This is a genomic window from Roseicyclus salinarum (assembly GCF_029624655.1).
GTDB lineage: Bacteria > Pseudomonadota > Alphaproteobacteria > Rhodobacterales > Rhodobacteraceae > Roseibacterium > Roseibacterium salinarum.
Genome location: NZ_JARRSA010000009.1, coordinates 140877 through 156011 on the forward strand (window position 1 = coordinate 140877; position 15135 = coordinate 156011).

Below are 15135 nucleotides of genomic sequence, written 5' to 3' on the forward strand. Positions count from 1 at the left end.
CAGAGGGGCGCCGGGGCGTGGCCCTGCGCCCCTAGGTGACGACGGCCAGGACGATGATCATCAGGATCGAATAGAGCGCGATCCCGCCGCCGACCAGCCAAAGGTGCCACTGCTGGAAGATCGTGGCCTTGGCCATCTGCCCCGCCTGGTAGATCAGGTCGGGCCAGGTGAAGCTGACGAAATCACCTTGCGTGAAGACCGCCTTGATCCTGTTCTCTTCGTCGACGACGGGCAGCCTGCGGAACCGCTCGTTCGACATGATGCGGAGCCAGTCCAGAAGGTCGTCCGTCTCGCGGGCGACGCGCGGATCGGCGGTCATGATCTCCGACAACCTGGTGGTGGCCGCGTCGCGATCCTCGTGGACCAGGCGGCTCATTATGTCACGCTCGGTCACGACGCCGAGCACGCGGCTGTCCTCGTCGGTCACGATGACCGAGCCGAAGCGCCGGGCGGTCATGGCGGCGACGGCCTCCTTCACGGTGGCATCGGGCGCGAAGGTCAGCGGCTTGGGTTTCGAGGCGAATTCGGGTCTGTCGCGCAGGGTCATGGCGACGCGGTCTGTTGCGGGCATCGGGGCGTATCCCTCCTTGAAGCTGCGAAAACGAGGCTAAAGACCTAAGGCGGACGCGCGCGGGATCAAACGCGCCTTCCAAATGCGCCCCCCTTCGCCTACCTCGGAGGGAACAGCCCCAGACGCAGACCGGAGCGCACCCAATGACCGCGCATTTCCCCTTCGACAACAGCTACGCGCGCCTTCCCGACCGCTTCTACACGCGGCAGGCGCCGGTGCCGGTGGCCTCGCCCGCACTCGTGGCGGTGAACCGCGACCTCGCCGAACGTCTCGGGCTGACGCTGCCGCAGGACGAGGCGGAGACGGCCGCGATCTTCGCCGGCAACCGCCTTCCGGACGGGGCCGAGCCGCTCGCACAGGTCTATGCGGGCCACCAGTTCGGCGGCTGGTCGCCGCAGCTCGGAGACGGGCGCGCCATTCTGCTGGGCGAGGTCGTCGCGCCCGACGGCGCGCGCTTCGACATCCAGCTGAAGGGCGCGGGACGCACGCCCTATTCGCGCATGGGCGACGGCCGCGCCTGGCTGGGCCCGGTGATCCGCGAATACGTCGTCTCCGAGGCGATGGCGGCGCTCGGCATCCCCACGACGCGCGCGCTTGCCGCGGCGACGACGGGCGAGGTCGTCCTGCGCGAGGGCCGGATGCCGGGCGCGGTGTTCGCGCGTGTGGCGTCCTCCCACATCCGCGTCGGTACCTTCCAGTTTTTCGCCGCGCGCCGTGACGTGGACGCGCTGAGGGCGCTGTGCGAACACGCCATTGCGCGCCACTACCCCGACGCGGAAGGCCCCGCGGGACTGCTCGACGCGGTGATCGGCGCGCAGGCGGCACTCGTGGCGAAGTGGATGGGCGTGGGCTTCATCCACGGCGTGATGAACACCGACAACATGGCGATCTCCGGCGAGACCATCGACTACGGCCCCTGCGCGTTCATGGACGAATACCACCCCGACCGGGTGTTCTCCTCCATCGACCAGTTCGGGCGCTATGCCTACGCCAACCAGCCGCAGGTGGCGGTCTGGAACATCGCGCAGCTGGCCACTGCGCTGCTGCCCCTGATGCCAGACGGCGACGCCGCGATCGAGGCCTTCACGGAGGCGGTCAACGGCTTCTCCGACCGGTTCGACGCCGAGTGGCACGCCGTCCTCGGCGCGAAGCTGGGCCTGGCCGAGCGGCGCGAGGGCGACGCGGCGCTCGCCTTCGACCTGCTCGAGCGGATGGCCGCGAACGCGGCCGATTTCACGAATACCTTCCGCGCGCTTTCGGGCGCGACGCCCGAGGCCGCATCGGCGGAGTTCTCCGATCCCGGCGCGCTCGCCCCCTGGCTTGCCGACTGGCGCGCGCGGCTGGCGGCAGAGGGGCGCCCCGAGGCCGACCGCATCGCCGCGATGCAGGCCGCGAACCCGGCCCTGATCCCGCGCAACCACCGCGTGGAAGAGGCGATTTCAGCGGCGGTCGCAGGCGATCTGGCGCCCTTCCGCCGTCTCGGCGAGGCGCTGTCGCGCCCCTTCGATCCAGCGCCCGGCGACCTCGATCTCGCGGCGCCGCCGCGCGCGGAGGAGCGCGTGACCCAGACCTTCTGCGGAACCTAGCCGTCCGCGGCGCGCGGGGACGGCCGGTTAACGAGGATCAGCCCCGCGCAGACCAGCACCAGCGCCACGACGAGGTCGGGGCCCACCGGCTCGCCCAGCATGAGCCAGCCGAGGCCGACGCCGAAGACCGGCGCGAGGAAAGCAAAGGAGGCGACCGACGAGGCCGGGTAGATCGTCAGGAGCCAGAACCAGAACAGGAACCCCGCCGAAACGATGGCCACGATCTGGAAGCCGAGGCCGGCCCAGTGGGTCGCCGAGGGATCGCGCAGGGCGGGCCCGAAGAACGCGGCCGCGACGAACAGGATGGGCGCGGACACGGCAAGCTGCCACAGAAGCTGCACCTCGGGGCGCACCTCCTTCAGCTTGGTGACGCGCACGATCAGCGCGATCCCCGCCCAGCCAAGCGCGCCCCCGAGCGCGAAGAGGTCGCCGAGGAGCGAGGCCTGCCCGTCGTCCCCACGGGAGGCGAGCGCCACCACCACGCCCCCGAACGCCAGCGCGAGGCCCGCCGATTTCGCCCGCGTCAGCCGCTCGGCGGGGATCAGGACGTGCGCCGCGAGCGCAAGCCAGATCGGCATCGTGTAGAAGATGACGGAGGTCCGCGTGACCGTGGTGAGGTCGAGGGCGATGAACAGGCAGACGAACTCGAAGGCGAAGACCGCGCCGATCAGGAGGCCCGCTGGCAGCGTGGCGCGCGGCAGCGTCAGCGAAAGCCCCCGCCAGCGGATCCACCCGTAGATCAGGAGCGCGCCGCCAAGCGAGCGGAGTGCGGCGAAGAAGACCGGCTGCAGCCCCTCGTTCGTGACCTTGATCACGACCTGGTTGAACGCGAGCAGCAGGGCGAACCCGGTGAGGGAGGCGGCGCCGAAGGCGTCGATCCGGGGCTTGCGGGGCATGTCGTCTCCGGCTGATGTCCTGAGGGCCTCGCAGTGGCGGCGGCAGGACGCGGTGTCAAGCGCGCCACGAAGGCTGCGGCGCGCCCGCGCGGCCTTTCCTCGCCGCGCGCTTTCCCGTAATCCTCGACGGCGAAGACCGGCATCCGGAGGACGAGAGCGGATGAACGACACGATCGAGGCGCGCTGCGAGGCCAAGGGATTGCGCATGACCGAACAGCGCCGGGTGATCGCCCAGGTGCTGGAATCGTCGAGCGACCATCCCGACGTCGAGGAGCTCTACACGCGGTCCACCGCCCGCGATCCCCGCATCTCGATCGCGACGGTCTACCGGACGGTCAAGTTGTTCGAGGAATCGGGCATCATCGACCGGCTGGAGTTCGGCGACGGCCGCGCGCGTTACGAGGATGCCGAGCGAGACCACCACGACCACCTGATCGACATGAATTCGGGCGAGGTGATCGAGTTCGTTGATCCAGAGATCGAGGAACTTCAGGAACGCATCGCGCGCAAGCTGGGCTACAGGCTCAAGGGCCACAGGCTGGAGCTTTACGGCGTCCCGATCCGCAAGGACTGACGGCGGGCCGGGGGCGCTTGCCGGGCGGGAGGGCGTTTCGGGAGGCGGCAGGCCTTCGGTGCGCTTCGGCCTTCGGTGATGGATCGCCTCCGAAGGATCGCGTCAGTAGATGTAGCGGATCTGGTCAGACCAGTAGCGCTCGACGCGCTTGAGCGAGTGGTTGACCCGGTCGAGGCCGTCCGTCTCCAGCACGCCCTGCCGTTGCAGGCCCTCGGCCTGGCGTTCGAACAGGGCGTTGACGGTATCGCGGATGTGGCGGCCCTTGTCGGTCAGCCGCACGCGCACCGAGCGCCGGTCGATCTCGCATCGCTGATGGTGCATGTAGCCCATCTCGACCAGTTTCTTGAGATTGTAGCTGACGTTCGAGCCCTGGTAATAGCCGCGCGTCTTCAACTCGCCCGCCGTGACCTCGTTGTCGCCGATGTTGAACAGCAAAAGCGCCTGCACCGCGTTGATGTCGAGAACGCCGATACGCTCGAATTCGTCCTTTATGACGTCGAGGAGCAGTCGATGCAGGCGCTCCACCAGCGAGAGGGACTCCATGTACCCGGCCAGGAATCCTGCCTTGGCCGAGGTCGCAAGGGGCGCGTGCATACTCATGATGGTCTCCGAAACGCTGCTCTGCGGCGGAGACTGCGGCCAAAAGGGAAAAATTCCGTTAAAGACGCGCCGTTCTGAAATCCTCGGCGATCCGGGCCAGCATCGGCGCGATCGACGGGGGCGGATCGGCTTGGCCCGACACCCAGGAATAGAGGTCCTGGTCGGCCTCGGCGAGCACCGCCTCGAAGGCGTCGAGCGTGGCGTCGTCAGCCTCCGCGAGATGCGCGTCGGACCAGCCGCCGAGGATCAGGTCCATCTCCTTGATCCCCCGGTGCCAGGCCCGCATCCGCAGGCGCTTGACGCGAATTTCCCTCGTCTCTTCCATGATCCCCTCAGAACCTCTGTGCCGACAGTGCGAGGCGCAGCCGCTTCTCGAGCCGGGCCGCCCGTTCCGCAAGCCGCGCCTGATCCACCTTGAGCGCGCGCATGTCGGTCAGGATCTGCGCGAGATCCTCAGGCAGCTCCTGACGCACGGAGGGCCCCTCGAGGCCGTCGCCCTCGCCGTTCAGCAGCCACATGATCGACACGCCCATCATGCCCGCCAGCATCTGCAGGCGGTTGGCGCGCGGCTCAGAACGGTCGTTCTCCCAGGCGCGGATAGTCTTGACCTTCACGCCGAGGCGCCGGGCCAGCTCGGACTGGCTGAGGCCCGCAGCCTCGCGCGCGCCGGTCATCCGGTCGCCGAAGGTCGCGGCCTCGGGCGCGTACCAGCCGGCGCCCTCGGCGTGCGAATCGAGTCCGTCCATGCCGCCGTCGGAGGGCTCCCGCTCCTCCGTCTCGATGGCGAAGGGGCCGGTTTCGGGGCTGTCGGCATCGGGTGTGTGGGACATGTCGCCTCCTCGGGGCAAGCCTGCTTGATCGTGGCGCGGGCGCACCCTAAGCATGGGTCCACGCCATGTAAACATGTCCCCCGAAACCCTGCGCGGGGCCAGACCCGGAGCGACCCGATGCCCTTCCTTTCCGACACGCTGTCCCGCGTGAAGCCCTCTCCCACCATCGCCGTCTCGAACCTCGCGGCAGAACTGAAGGCGAAGGGCCAGGACGTGATCGGCCTCGGCGCGGGGGAACCCGACTTCGACACGCCCCAGAACATCAAGGACGCCGCCATCGCGGCAATCGCGGCGGGCAAGACGAAATACACCGCCGTGGACGGCATCGTCGAGCTGAAGCAGGCGATCTGCGCCAAGTTCAAGCGCGACAACGCCCTCGACTACACGCCGGCGCAGGTGACGGTCGGCACCGGCGGCAAGCAGGTGCTCTACAACGCGCTGATGGCCACGCTGAACCCTGGCGACGAGGTGGTGATCCCCGCGCCCTACTGGGTCAGCTATCCCGACATGGTGCTGCTGGCCGGCGGCATGCCCGTGATCGCCGAGGCGCAGGCCCAGACCGCCTACAAGCTCACCCCCGAGCAGCTGGAGGCCGCGATCACGCCGAAGACCAAGTGGTTCATCTTCAACTCGCCCTCCAACCCCACCGGCGCGGGCTACTCGGCGGAGGAGCTGAAGGGGCTGACGGACGTCCTCATGCGCCATCCCCACGTCTGGGTGATGTCCGACGACATGTACGAACACCTCGTCTACGACGACTTCGAGTTCGTGACGCCCGCGCAGGTGGAGCCGGGCCTCTACGACCGGACGCTCACCGTGAACGGCGTCTCGAAGGCCTACGCGATGACGGGCTGGCGCATCGGCTACGCGGCCGGCCCCGAGGAGCTGATCAAGGCGATGCGCAAGATCCAGTCGCAGTCCACGTCGAACCCGTGCTCCGTCTCGCAATGGGCGGCAGTCGAGGCGCTGAACGGCCCGCAGGACTACATCGCGGCCAACAACGAGACGTTCCGCCGCCGCCGCGATCTCGTGGTGTCGATGCTGAACGAGATCGACGGCGTCGAATGCCCGGTGCCCGAGGGCGCGTTCTACGTCTACCCCTCGGTCGCGGGGCTGATCGGCAAGTCCTCACCGGCAGGCACGAAGATCGACACCGACGAGGCCTTCGCCAAGGCCCTGCTCGAGGAGAAGGGCGTGGCCGTGGTCTTCGGGGGGGCTTTCGGGCTCAGCCCGTGTTTCCGGATCAGCTATGCGACGTCGGACGAGAACCTCAAGGAAGCCTGCGGGCGCATCCAGGACTTCTGCGCGTCGCTGAGCTAGGGCGGCGCGCGCGGAACGGGACGACGGCGCCGGTGGCGGGCATCGTCCCGGCGCCGACTGTCCCCTGCCCCGTCAGCCGCGACCGTCGAGAAACGGGATGAAGGCCAGGAGCGCCGCGATGGGGGCCGAGGCGCTGCGGGTCCTGCGCGCGGCGCGGCCCGCGATGCCGTGCGCGGCCTCGCTGCGGTGGCGGCGTCCGGCGTTCATGTAGAACGCGGTGTCGATCGAGCCGTCGGGGCGGCGGCGGATGGTGCGTGTATCGGTCATGGTGTCCTCCTTGGTGACTGAACCCACCTTGACCGGACGCGCGCCGCGCCGCTTGAAGGCCACCTTCCGGTTTCCTTGGGATGCCTGAAGGAACCCTTCGAAAGCCTTGAGACGGACAGGCCTTGCGCGCAGTATCGGCCCATGCGCCTCGTCTTTGCCGACTGCGAACTGGATCTCGACGCCCATCTCCTGCGTCACGCGGGCGAGGAGGTGCGCGTGGAGCCGCAGGTCTTCGACCTGATCGCCTGCCTCGCGCAGTCGGGCGGACGCCTTGTCGGCTACGACGACCTGATCGCCGACGTCTGGCACGGACGCATCGTGTCCGACGCGACCATGGCCGCACGGATCAGCATGGCGCGCAAGGCCCTCGGCGACGACGGCAAGCGTCAGGGCGTGATCCGCACAATCCCGCGCCGGGGCGTTCAGATGGTGGTTCCGGTGACGCGCATCGCCGACGCCCCCGCGGCGCCGGGCGCGACCCATGCGCACGACCGCCCCAGGACGCAGGTGATCCGCTACACGACCTCGCGCGACGGGACCGGGATCGCGTGGGCCGACTGCGGAGAGGGGCCGCCCGTGCTGCGCGGCGGGCACTGGCTGGGACATCTCGAGCACGACTGGTCCAGCCCGGTCTGGCGTCCCCTGCTCGACCGGCTGTCGGACGGGCGGCGCCTCGTGCGCTACGACCCGCGTGGCACCGGGCTGTCGGACCGGCAGATGAACGGCGCAACGGTCGAAGAGCTGGCCGACGACATGGAGGCTGTCGCAGACGCCGCCGGGCTGGACACGTTCCCGATCTACGCCACGAGCCAGAGCGTCCCCGCCGCCATCGTCCTCGCCGCGCGCCGGCCCGAACGGGTCAGCCGGCTCGTCTTGCTGAACGGTCTCGTGCAGGGGTCCAACGCGCGGGGCGAAAGGGAGAAGACGGATACCATCGTCGGCATGATCCGCACCGGCTGGGGCGTCGACGGCTCGGCCTTCATGCGCGCGCTGGCGACCGTCTTCATGCCGAGCGCGACCGCGCCGGAACTCGAAAGCCTGATGCGGATGCAGGCCCTGTCGGCGACCGCCGACGTCGCCGCCGAACTGCGGCTGACGATCGGCGACATCGACGTGCGCCACCACCTCGGGAATGTCGAATGCCCGACGCTCGTGATGCACTTCACGGGCGACCAGGTCCAGTCGCCCGAACAGTCGAGGCTGATCGCGCGCAGCGTCCGCAACGCCGAGATCCACTTCCTGGACTCGCAGAACCACGTCCTCGTGCCCAGCGACCCGGTCTGGTCCGCCTGCCTCGACGAGATCGACCGGTTCCTCGCGGCCGGGGAGACGGCACACTAAGGCCGCCCATGCGCGACGCGCCCCCGCAACCGAGGTCCCCGATGCCCGGCGAAACCCCGCAAGCCGCCTTCTGGAACGGTGTCGCGCGCCGCTACGCCGCCATGCCGATGCGCCGGCCCGAGGCGTGGGAGCGGACGCTGGAACGGGTGCGCGCGCATCTCGATCCCGGCGCGCGCGTTCTGGAACTGGGCTGCGGCACCGGCTCCACCGCGCTGCGGCTCGCGCCGCACGTCGCCGCCTACGAGGCCACCGACGACGCGGGCGAGATGATCGCGATCGCGCGCGAACGGCTGCAGGCGGACCCCATTCCGGGCCTCGCCTTCCATGCCGCCCGTCCGGGCGACGGATCACTGCCGCCGGGGCCGTTCGACGCGATCCTCGCCTTCAACCTCCTGCACCTCTTGCCCGACCGCGCCGCCGCGCTGGCCGAGGCGAGGGCGGCGCTCGCGCCCGGCGGCCTCCTGATCACCAAGACGCCGTGCGTCGGGGGCGCGTGGCGGGTCCTGTGGCCGGTCGTGGCGGTCCTGCGGCTGTTCGGCAAGGCCCCGCCCCTGCGCTTCCTGCGCCCCGCGCGCCTCGAGGCCGACATCACGGCGGCGGGCTTCACCATCCTCGAACGCGCGGACCATCCCGTCCGCCCGCCCTCGCGCTTCGTCGTCGCCCGCGCGCCGTGACGCCCCCGGCTTTGACAGCGGCCCCGGCCCTGCCTAACGTCGCGCGGCGCGATCCATTCATGGCTGTCCTGCCCCGATGACCGACCTGCCCGACTATTACTTCCGGATCCGCGACAACGGCGCGGCGGTGTTCCGCATGTCCGCCGAGAACCGCCACAACCGCATCGAGATGACGGAAATCGCGGCCGCGAACCTGAGGAACGGCAACATCCGGGCCCACGGGACGCATGTGCTGACCGAGGCCGAGCGGCAGGCGATCGAGGCATGGATGGACGAGCGGCGCGTCCTGATGGCGGCGCGCGAGCTCGACGACATCCACCGGACCATCGACCACCTCAACCACACCGCGCACTGGGCGCAGGCGCGGGCCACGGACGCCGAGCTGGAGGAAGTCACGGACCGCCTGCTTCTGGCGATGCACGACCTGCGCGCGGTGCTGGTGCGCCGGAAGGCCGACCGTCTCGGCGCGGGCGGCGATCAGAGCGGCGAATAGCGGCTTCGGATCAGCAGATCCTTGCGCGGGCCGGTGACGCGCCAGAGGGTCGAAAAAGCCGGGCCGTCGAAAAGATAGGTGACGGTATAAGTGTCGGGGTCGCAGTGGTGCGTGTCCGAAGACCGGCCGGGTTCGATGCGGTGGAACGGCCTTCCGTCCTCGAACAGGACGTCGATCGCCGCGCCGTCCGCCCGCCAGAGATAGCGGCGCTGCGCCATCATCGGCGGGCCGCCGCCATAGGTCAGGCGCCCGGTCTCCTCCTGCACGAGGCCCGCGGCGTCCGGCGTCCAGCTGCACGTGCCCTCCAGCCGCCCGGTCAGGCCGGCGCGGAAATCCTCGATCCCCCGCTCCAGCCGCCAGGCCCCCCGCAACCGCTCCAGCGTGATCACCGCGGCCCGCCTCCGTCCGGATCCCGTGTCACCAGCCGCCCCTCGCTGACGTTGCCGTATGCGTCGGTGAAGCGGATGCCGTCGCCGCCGTCAGTCTGCACGGCGTAGCATTCCCAGCCGCCCGCCCCGTTCCAGCGCAGACAACGCGCGTCGCCGCGCACCATCCACTCACCCACGCTGGTGCGTCCAGACGGCCCCTCCAGGCTGCGGACCAGAAGCATCCCGTTCGCCTCGTGCCGTTCCCATGCGAGGTCGTCATAGGCCACGTCGTAGGCCGTCAACGCCGCGACGATCTCGGGGCCGTATAGCCCGCGCCAGTCGGCCATCGCGGGCGCGGGCGCGAGGATTGCGGAGGCGACGCAGGCGGCCCGCACCAGCGCCCGCGTCCATTTGCGTGGATGGCTCACCTTGTCCCTCCCCTCGCCGCTCCTTATGAGAGCGCGAAACAGGACGCGAAGACAAGGGCCGCCCATGATCCCCCGCTATTCCCGCCCCGAGATGACCGCCATCTGGGAGCCTGCCACCAAGTTCCGCATCTGGTTCGAGATCGAGGCCCATGCCTGCGACGCGCAGGCCGCGCTCGGCGTGATCCCGAAGGCCAACGCCGAAGCCGTCTGGCGCGCCAGGGACGTCGAGTTCGATGTCGCCCGCATCGACGAGATCGAGGCCGTCACGAAGCACGACGTGATCGCGTTCCTCACGCACCTCGCCGAGATCGTGGGCGCCGACGAGGCGCGCTTCGTCCACCAGGGCATGACCTCGTCGGACGTGCTCGACACGACGTTCAACATCCAGCTGGTGCGCGCCGCCGACATCCTCCTGGCCGACATGGACCGGCTTCTCGCCGCGCTGAAGGCCCGCGCGATGGAGCACAAGATGACCGTCCGCATCGGGCGCTCGCACGGTATCCACGCCGAACCCGTGACGATGGGCCTGACCTTCGCGCGCTTCTACGCAGAGATGGACCGCAACCGGGAGCGCCTCGTGCGCGCCCGCGAGGAGGTCGCGACCGGCGCCATCTCGGGCGCGGTCGGCACCTTCGCGAACATCGACCCGGCGGTCGAGGCGCATGTCTGCGAGAAGCTTGGCCTGACGCCCGAACCGATCTCGACGCAGGTGATCCCGCGCGACCGCCACGCCATGTTCTTCGCCACGCTCGGCGTCATCGCCTCGTCGATCGAGAACGTCTCGATCGAGATCCGGCACATGCAGCGCACCGAGGTGCTGGAGGCCGAGGAGTTCTTCTCGAAGGGCCAGAAGGGCTCCAGCGCGATGCCCCACAAGCGCAACCCGGTGCTGACCGAGAACCTGACCGGCCTGGCGCGGCTCGTGCGCATGTCGGTGATCCCGGCGATGGAGAACGTTGCGCTCTGGCACGAGCGCGACATCAGCCATTCCTCGGTCGAGCGCATGATCGGCCCCGACGCGACGGTGACGCTGGACTTCGCGCTCAACCGGCTGGCCGGCGTGATCGAGAAGCTGGTGATCTATCCCGACGCGATGATCGCCAACATGGAGAAGTTCCGCGGCCTCGTTCATTCGCAGCGCGTGCTTCTGGCCCTGACGCAAGCGGGCGTCAGCCGCGAGGACGCCTACCGCCTCGTGCAGCGCAACGCGATGAAGGTCTGGGAGGAAGGCAAGGATTTCCGCGAGGAGCTTCTGGCCGACCCCGAGGTGACCGCCGCCCTCAGCCCCGCCCAGATCGAGGAGAAGTTCGACCTCGGCTATCACACCAAGCATGTCGACACGATCTTCGCGCGGGTGTTCGGCGCCTGAGGCGCGCCTAGCGCCGGTAGAGGCCCGAGTAGTTCAGAAGCCCGAAGGAAGACAGCCGCTCCGATAGCGGCGTCCAGCGGGGCGCGAGCGCGAACCAGTCGGTTCCGCTCGCCCTTGCGATCTCGTCGAGCGTGCGGCGCCCGTTGATCCGCGCGATGATCGGGGCAAGCGCCTTCGGCGCCTCGATGAAGCTTCTGCCCGCCGCCGACGTGACCGGGATGCGGCCCGACTTCGCCACCGCCTGCGCCAGCGCTCGCGCCTGCACACCGCGGATGTGGGGCACCATGCCCGGCGCGGGCCGCGCCACGCGCGCCTCCGCCTCGCCCGCCCGCGCCGCGTAGACCACATGGAGCCGGATCGCGCCGCACAACTCCTCGGCAAGCGCCATCCGCTCGAGGCCGGACAGGGCGTCGAGATCGGCCGCGTCGCCCACGATGGGCGCGGGATCGTAGAGATGCGCGTTCGGGGTTCCCGTCATGACGAGCCCCGCGCGCTCCAGCGCCTCGGCCAGCGCGGTGATCGTGAAGGGCGTGTCCTGGCTGTGCAGAAGCAGGTCGTAGAAGCCCGCGTCGCCGGTCTCGTGATCGCCGAGATGAGGGTTGCGGCGGAAGGGATGGCCCTCCGGCAGCCGGCCGAAGATCGCCCTCGCGCGCTTCAGGCGGTCCTCGGGCGGGCCCTTCAGCAGCCGCCCGAAGGCCGATTGCAGCGGATAGACGCCCGACCGGCCATGCGGCGCATAGACCATCAGGCCGATGCCGCCGCCCGGCGCGAGCGCGGCGGCGAGCGCGTCGAACCCCGCCTGCGGGTCGGACAGATGGTGCAGGACGCCGCAGCAGTCGATGTAGTCGAACCGCCCATGCCCGGCCGCGTCCAGTAGCGATCCGGTATGGAACGCGATGTTGTCGAGCCCGCGCGCCCGCGCCCGCGCCTCGGCGATGCGCCGCGACGCCTTCGACAGGTCGAGGTAGACGATCTCGGCCTCGCGCCCGGCGCTCGCCATGACCTGCGCAAGCTGGATCAGCGCGTCGCCCGTCCCCCCGCCCGCGACCAGCGCACGGAAGGGCCGGGTCCAGTCGCGGCGCCCGGCATGGAGGAAATGGTCGATCTCGAGCGGGTGCGAGGGCGAGCCGGTGATCAGGCGCTTCGTCTCGTCTTCCGGATCGCGCTCGGGGTACGGATAGGCCTCGTACTGGGCCTCGACCCCGCTCACAGGCCCCGCCCCGCGTAGTCGACCGGATGATCCTCGAGCGCCGCCGCCTGCGCCCCGGTCAGGGCCGCGAAGGGCAGGACGTAGGTGTGGATCGAGAACAGGATCGCCCCCGTCCGCGGAAGCCGCAGAAGGCACTGCCGCTCGGAGCGCAGGTAGTCGGGCCGCGTCGCGGGCTCGACGCGCGGCTCGGCCTCGGGGCGCGGCTGGAACAGCGCGGGGTCGGCATAGAGCAACGCGTTCTGCCGCCAGAGCGGGCGACCGGGGCGGATCATGTCGAACATGCGCTGCACCCGCATCCCGAGATCGTCGGTGTAGGAGGCGACCGGCACATGGATCGAGGTCAGCGGCCGGCCGATCTTCTCGGCCAGCGTCCAGCTTGCCGGAAAGCACAGGATCGCCGCCGACAGAAGATGCTCGGCCCCGTCCTCGGGCCGCTCCAGCACGCAGAGGTCGTCCTGCACCAGCCGCCCCGCCACGGCGAGCGGCGTGTCCCCGTAGAGGTCGACCGAGACGCCGTCGGGCCGGGTGACGCGGGCGCCGTCGCGCCGGAAGCCCTGCGGCAGGTGGTCGAGCACAGTCTCAAGCACCTCGCCCTGCGCCGCCTCCGAGCCGGGCGTGTCGGCCAGAACGTCGTCCCGCCGCCCGGACACCAACCTGTCGCGCAGCGCCATCTGCCCGGCATAGGCCTCGTCCACCAGCAGCCACTCGGCCATGTCGAGCGGTTGAACGCCCGGCAGCCGGCGCTGTGCGGGCACCATCCAGGGGGCCGAGGGCAGGACGGAGTGGAACACGGGATCCTTCATGTGCGACCTGTTTCCCCCTGGACATTCCGCATCGTGAAGCGCCCCCCGGACAGCCTCCAGCGGAGGTTTCTGGATGCGGCGCGCGCCTCCGGCGGAGGACCGCGTCCGACTGAAACCCATCGCACCCCGGCGCGCAAGATCGTTCCGGCCGCGTCGAGGGGTGCGCGACCATGGCACTCTAGGCATCGGGCCAGCCATCACAGGGTGGCGCGGCGTGGCGCGGCCGCCGGGCCGCACGTCACCCATGAGGGAGGAAACCACCGGTCCACGGGCCGACGGGATCATGCGCCACCCGCGCCCGGCCCGGACGCGATGGAACGCGACGGCCCGGCCGCACGGGCTCGGGAGGGATCCATGGCCCCGCCCTGCGCCATTCGGACGGTCGGGAGATCCGCCGCGATTGCGCACGCGGCCACCCTCCCCGGCGACCGCGCTGCCAGGGGGGCGCTGTCCGGTTCCGGGGCTCACGCCGCGCGCCCGCGCCGACACGTCCCCGTGACGGCGGGCCCGCACGGGTTGTCCGGACGGCAGCGGACCTCCATGCTCCATATCCAAAGAGCGGAGACTGCCCCGATGCCGACCGAGCGCTTCACCTTCCCCGGCCATGGCGGCCACGACCTTGCAGCGCGGCTTGACCTGCCAGAGGGGCCGCACCTTGCGACCGCGCTCTTCGCGCACTGCTTCACCTGCGGCAAGGACATCGCCGCCGCCCGCCGCATCGCCGCGCGCCTGACCGCCGAGGGGATCGCCGTCCTGCGGTTCGACTTCACCGGCCTCGGCCATTCGGGCGGGGAGTTCCGTAACACATCGTTCACCTCCAACGTCGGCGACCTGCTCTGCGCGGCCGAGGCGCTGGCCGGCCGAGAGATGGCCCCGAGCCTCCTGATCGGCCATTCGCTGGGCGGTGCGGCGATCCTGAAGGCCGCGCGCGACGTGCCATCGGCCCGCGCCGTCGTCACCATCGGCGCGCCCTTCGATCCCGGACACGTCACCCACAACTTCGGCGACGCGCTCGAGGCGATCCGCCGCGACGGCACGGGCGAGGTGGACCTCGGCGGACGGCGCGTGCGGATCGGGCGCGAGTTCGTCGAGGACGTCGAGGGCGCGGCGCTTGCGGACGACATCCGGCACATGGACCGCGCGCTTCTGGTGCTGCACGCGCCGCGCGACGCCGTCGTGGGCATCGACAACGCCACGCAGATCTTCACCGCCGCGAAGCACCCCAAGAGCTTCGTGACACTCGACGACGCAGATCACCTCGTGAGCAGCGGCGAGGATGCCGAATACGCCGCCGCGATCATCGCCTCCTGGGCGCAGCGTTACCTCGACCTCAGGCCTCCCGCCCCGCCGCCCGGCGCGCCCGAGGGCGTGACCCGCGTGACCGAGGCCGATCCCGACGGCTTCCTTCAGGACGTCATGGCGGGACCCCGGCACCACGTTCTGGCCGACGAGCCCGAAAGCTACGGCGGCACCGACCGGGGCCTCACGCCCTACCAGTTCCTCGCAGCGGGCCTCGGGGCCTGCACCTCGATGACGGTCCGCATGTATGCGCGCCGCAAGGGCTGGCGGCTCGGCCATGTGTCGGTGGACGTGCGCCACGACAGGGTCCACGCGCAGGACGCGGGCAACGGGCAGCGGCCGCTCGATACCTTCCGGCGGACGATCCGGCTGGAGGGCGACCTCGACGAGGAGCAGCGCGGGCGCCTTCTGGAAATCGCCGACAAATGCCCCGTTCACCGCACGCTCGAGCGCGGGGCGAAGGTGGTGACGGAACTGGTCTGACGCGGCGTCCGGCGGGGGGGGGG

General features: G+C 70.3%; 18 protein-coding genes. 8 read left to right on the forward strand and 10 right to left on the reverse strand.

The features are described from left to right. Positions 1-31: 31 nt before the first annotated feature. The gene (locus P6F26_RS08500; protein WP_278028242.1) at positions 32-571 is read right to left on the reverse strand and encodes a CBS domain-containing protein; all 540 of its coding nucleotides are present in this window, start codon (positions 569-571) and stop codon (positions 32-34) included. A 143-nt stretch (positions 572-714) separates the two neighbouring features. On the opposite strand from P6F26_RS08500, the gene P6F26_RS08505 reads away from it, so the two are divergent. Then, the gene (locus P6F26_RS08505; protein WP_278028243.1) at positions 715-2157 is read left to right on the forward strand and encodes a protein adenylyltransferase SelO; all 1443 of its coding nucleotides are present in this window, start codon (positions 715-717) and stop codon (positions 2155-2157) included. On the opposite strand, the gene P6F26_RS08510 is transcribed toward P6F26_RS08505, so the two are convergent. Next, positions 2154-3053, reverse strand: coding sequence for a DMT family transporter (locus P6F26_RS08510; protein WP_278028244.1), 900 nt, complete (start codon positions 3051-3053; stop codon positions 2154-2156). The two genes, P6F26_RS08505 and P6F26_RS08510, sit on opposite strands and share 4 nt — an antisense overlap. Positions 3054-3213: 160 nt before the next feature. Here P6F26_RS08510 and P6F26_RS08515 point away from each other — a divergent pair, with 160 nt between their 5' ends. After that, positions 3214-3627, forward strand: coding sequence for a Fur family transcriptional regulator (locus tag P6F26_RS08515; RefSeq protein ID WP_278028245.1), 414 nt, complete (start codon positions 3214-3216; stop codon positions 3625-3627). A 102-nt stretch (positions 3628-3729) separates the two neighbouring features. On the opposite strand, the gene P6F26_RS08520 is transcribed toward P6F26_RS08515, so the two are convergent. Genes P6F26_RS08520 through P6F26_RS08530 form a run of 3 tightly spaced genes read right to left on the reverse strand, consistent with a single transcriptional unit; the run spans position 3730 to position 5057 of the window. Further along, a complete protein-coding gene (locus tag P6F26_RS08520) occupies positions 3730-4227 on the reverse strand; it encodes a MarR family winged helix-turn-helix transcriptional regulator (protein ID WP_278028246.1) in 498 nt (165 codons plus the stop codon). 58 nt (positions 4228-4285) lie between these two features. Further along, positions 4286-4552 (reverse strand): succinate dehydrogenase assembly factor 2, encoded by a 267-nt coding sequence (locus P6F26_RS08525; protein WP_278028247.1) that lies wholly within the window; start codon positions 4550-4552, stop codon positions 4286-4288. Between the two features lie 7 nt (positions 4553-4559). Then, positions 4560-5057, reverse strand: a complete 498-nt coding sequence (locus P6F26_RS08530; RefSeq protein ID WP_430736731.1) for a helix-turn-helix domain-containing protein — start codon at positions 5055-5057, stop codon at positions 4560-4562. Positions 5058-5174: 117 nt separating this feature from the next. On the opposite strand from P6F26_RS08530, the gene P6F26_RS08535 reads away from it, so the two are divergent. Next, positions 5175-6377, forward strand: a complete 1203-nt coding sequence (locus P6F26_RS08535) for a pyridoxal phosphate-dependent aminotransferase (protein WP_278028248.1) — start codon at positions 5175-5177, stop codon at positions 6375-6377. A gap of 72 nt (positions 6378-6449) precedes the next feature. On the opposite strand, the gene P6F26_RS08540 is transcribed toward P6F26_RS08535, so the two are convergent. Further along, positions 6450-6644, reverse strand: coding sequence for a hypothetical protein (locus P6F26_RS08540; RefSeq protein WP_278028249.1), 195 nt, complete (start codon positions 6642-6644; stop codon positions 6450-6452). A gap of 141 nt (positions 6645-6785) precedes the next feature. On the opposite strand from P6F26_RS08540, the gene P6F26_RS08545 reads away from it, so the two are divergent. The 3 genes from P6F26_RS08545 to P6F26_RS08555 all read left to right on the forward strand — a co-directional run bounded on the left by P6F26_RS08545 (position 6786) and on the right by P6F26_RS08555 (position 9152). After that, positions 6786-7985 carry an alpha/beta hydrolase gene (locus P6F26_RS08545; RefSeq protein WP_278028250.1) on the forward strand — a complete coding sequence of 400 codons (1200 nt, stop codon included), beginning with the start codon at positions 6786-6788 and terminating at the stop codon, positions 7983-7985. A gap of 41 nt (positions 7986-8026) precedes the next feature. Continuing rightward, entirely contained in the window at positions 8027-8659 is a 633-nt protein-coding gene (locus P6F26_RS08550; protein ID WP_278028251.1) for a class I SAM-dependent methyltransferase, read from the forward strand. A 76-nt stretch (positions 8660-8735) separates the two neighbouring features. Continuing rightward, a complete protein-coding gene (locus P6F26_RS08555; RefSeq protein ID WP_278028252.1) occupies positions 8736-9152 on the forward strand; it encodes a hypothetical protein in 417 nt (138 codons plus the stop codon). Here P6F26_RS08555 and P6F26_RS08560 read toward each other — a convergent pair. Together P6F26_RS08560 and P6F26_RS08565 are read right to left on the reverse strand one after the other, a co-directional pair. Next, positions 9137-9541, reverse strand: a complete 405-nt coding sequence (locus P6F26_RS08560; protein ID WP_278028253.1) for a DUF6314 family protein — start codon at positions 9539-9541, stop codon at positions 9137-9139. The genes P6F26_RS08555 and P6F26_RS08560 overlap by 16 nt on opposite strands. After that, complete coding sequence (locus P6F26_RS08565) at positions 9538-9948, reverse strand: hypothetical protein (RefSeq protein WP_278028254.1); 411 nt, start codon at positions 9946-9948, stop codon at positions 9538-9540. The genes P6F26_RS08560 and P6F26_RS08565 overlap by 4 nt, the downstream gene beginning before the upstream one ends. A 64-nt stretch (positions 9949-10012) precedes the next feature. On the opposite strand from P6F26_RS08565, the gene purB reads away from it, so the two are divergent. After that, positions 10013-11317 (forward strand): adenylosuccinate lyase, encoded by a 1305-nt coding sequence (gene purB / locus P6F26_RS08570; RefSeq protein ID WP_278028255.1) that lies wholly within the window; start codon positions 10013-10015, stop codon positions 11315-11317. A 7-nt stretch (positions 11318-11324) separates the two neighbouring features. On the opposite strand, the gene P6F26_RS08575 is transcribed toward purB, so the two are convergent. Both P6F26_RS08575 and P6F26_RS08580 read right to left on the reverse strand, forming a co-directional pair. Then, positions 11325-12527, reverse strand: coding sequence for a class I SAM-dependent methyltransferase (locus tag P6F26_RS08575; RefSeq protein WP_278028256.1), 1203 nt, complete (start codon positions 12525-12527; stop codon positions 11325-11327). Next, positions 12524-13330: a heme-dependent oxidative N-demethylase family protein gene (locus tag P6F26_RS08580; RefSeq protein ID WP_278028257.1), complete on the reverse strand. Its 807-nt coding sequence runs from the start codon at positions 13328-13330 to the stop codon at positions 12524-12526. Before P6F26_RS08580 ends, P6F26_RS08575 begins: the two co-directional genes overlap by 4 nt. A 573-nt stretch (positions 13331-13903) precedes the next feature. Between P6F26_RS08580 and P6F26_RS08585 the strand changes: the two genes are divergently transcribed. Continuing rightward, positions 13904-15112 carry a bifunctional alpha/beta hydrolase/OsmC family protein gene (locus P6F26_RS08585; protein ID WP_278028258.1) on the forward strand — a complete coding sequence of 403 codons (1209 nt, stop codon included), beginning with the start codon at positions 13904-13906 and terminating at the stop codon, positions 15110-15112. Positions 15113-15135: the final 23 nt, after the last annotated feature.

Bases quoted from the DNA above. Each gene is read 5' to 3' on its own strand.
- P6F26_RS08500 (WP_278028242.1), bottom strand. From the start codon at position 571: ATGCCCGCAACAGACCGCGTCGCCATGACCCTGCGCGACAGACCCGAA.
- P6F26_RS08505 (WP_278028243.1), top strand. From the start codon at position 715: ATGACCGCGCATTTCCCCTTCGACAACAGCTACGCGCGCCTTCCCGAC.
- P6F26_RS08510 (WP_278028244.1), bottom strand. From the start codon at position 3,053: ATGCCCCGCAAGCCCCGGATCGACGCCTTCGGCGCCGCCTCCCTCACC.
- P6F26_RS08515 (WP_278028245.1), top strand. From the start codon at position 3,214: ATGAACGACACGATCGAGGCGCGCTGCGAGGCCAAGGGATTGCGCATG.
- P6F26_RS08520 (WP_278028246.1), bottom strand. From the start codon at position 4,227: ATGAGTATGCACGCGCCCCTTGCGACCTCGGCCAAGGCAGGATTCCTG.
- P6F26_RS08525 (WP_278028247.1), bottom strand. From the start codon at position 4,552: ATGGAAGAGACGAGGGAAATTCGCGTCAAGCGCCTGCGGATGCGGGCC.
- P6F26_RS08530 (WP_430736731.1), bottom strand. From the start codon at position 5,057: ATGTCCCACACACCCGATGCCGACAGCCCCGAAACCGGCCCCTTCGCC.
- P6F26_RS08535 (WP_278028248.1), top strand. From the start codon at position 5,175: ATGCCCTTCCTTTCCGACACGCTGTCCCGCGTGAAGCCCTCTCCCACC.
- P6F26_RS08540 (WP_278028249.1), bottom strand. From the start codon at position 6,644: ATGACCGATACACGCACCATCCGCCGCCGCCCCGACGGCTCGATCGAC.
- P6F26_RS08545 (WP_278028250.1), top strand. From the start codon at position 6,786: ATGCGCCTCGTCTTTGCCGACTGCGAACTGGATCTCGACGCCCATCTC.
- P6F26_RS08550 (WP_278028251.1), top strand. From the start codon at position 8,027: ATGCCCGGCGAAACCCCGCAAGCCGCCTTCTGGAACGGTGTCGCGCGC.
- P6F26_RS08555 (WP_278028252.1), top strand. From the start codon at position 8,736: ATGACCGACCTGCCCGACTATTACTTCCGGATCCGCGACAACGGCGCG.
- purB (WP_278028255.1), top strand. From the start codon at position 10,013: ATGATCCCCCGCTATTCCCGCCCCGAGATGACCGCCATCTGGGAGCCT.
- P6F26_RS08580 (WP_278028257.1), bottom strand. From the start codon at position 13,330: ATGAAGGATCCCGTGTTCCACTCCGTCCTGCCCTCGGCCCCCTGGATG.
- P6F26_RS08585 (WP_278028258.1), top strand. From the start codon at position 13,904: ATGCCGACCGAGCGCTTCACCTTCCCCGGCCATGGCGGCCACGACCTT.